Source organism: Actinoallomurus acaciae, from assembly GCF_042429965.1.
GTDB lineage: Bacteria > Actinomycetota > Actinomycetes > Streptosporangiales > Streptosporangiaceae > Actinoallomurus > Actinoallomurus acaciae.
The window spans coordinates 1-922 of sequence record NZ_JBHLZP010001158.1; the positions used below are offsets into that span (position 1 = coordinate 1).

1 protein-coding gene and 1 pseudogene are annotated in these 922 nt (G+C 74.6%); one reads left to right on the forward strand and one right to left on the reverse strand.

Annotated elements, in window-relative coordinates; all coding sequences use genetic code 11:
* A partial coding sequence (locus tag ACFFNX_RS51310) for a DJ-1/PfpI family protein (protein ID WP_378213798.1) occupies window positions 1-398 on the reverse strand: 398 nt, incomplete at its 3' end.
* 139 nt (window positions 399-537) lie between these two features.
* Here ACFFNX_RS51310 and ACFFNX_RS51315 point away from each other — a divergent pair.
* Window positions 538-922: pseudogene (locus tag ACFFNX_RS51315) on the forward strand (cytochrome P450); the annotation flags it as partial.

A 922-nucleotide genomic window follows, 5' to 3' on the forward strand; every position in this document is an offset into this window, starting at 1 on the left:
TCGCCGCAGCGCCGCCAGTGGGTCGCCACCCGGCGCCCGGCCAGGAGCCCGGCCGCGCCCAGGAGGAACGTGCCGCTGCACACCGACGCCGTACGCCGGGCACCGCGAGCGGTCCGGGCGAACCAGCCGACGAGGCGCCGGTCCGCGCACGCCCGTTCGATCCCCTCCCCGCCGACGGCGACGAGCGTGTCCACCGGGCCGGTCACCTCATCGACGGTCCTCGTCGGGGTGACCGTCAGACCTCCGCTGGAGGAGACCGGGCCGCGCTCGGCGGCCACGGTCTCGACGACGACGCCCCCGGCGATGCGCCCGGCCTTGGTGAACACCTCGTGTGGCCCGGTCAGATCGAGGATCTGAAACCCCGGGAACACGGCGAAGACGACACGGCGGCTGGTCATGCCTTCACTGTGACGACGCCGGTCCGATGGCCGCAAGGACAGGGATATGACGATTTCCGCCATCGCCGGGGCACGGCGGCCTCGGACCGGAGGGACCCGCTGTCCGTTTCGTCCGTCCGGAGGCCGTAACGTCGCCTGCGTGAGCCATCCCATCGGCGCCGGCGCCACCGTCGACGAGCTGACCATCGACCCGCACCCGCTGCTCGCCCGGCTGCGGGCCGCCGAACCCGTCTCCTGGCTGCCCGCGCTCGGCGGGTGGCTGGTCACCCGCCACGACCTGGCCCGCGAGGTCATGCGCGACGCCCGCTCCTACACCGTGGACGATCCGCGTTTCTCCACCGCCCAGCTCATCGGGCCCAGCATGCTCTCCCTCGACGGGCCCGCGCACACGCGGCACCGCGAGCCGTTCGCCCGCACCTTCCGGCCCGCCGAGACGCGTGCGCGTTTCACCGCGTTCGTCGCGGCCGAGGTGGACCGTCTCGTCGGCGCGCTGCGGCCGGCCGGGCGGGCCGAACTGCGCGCCG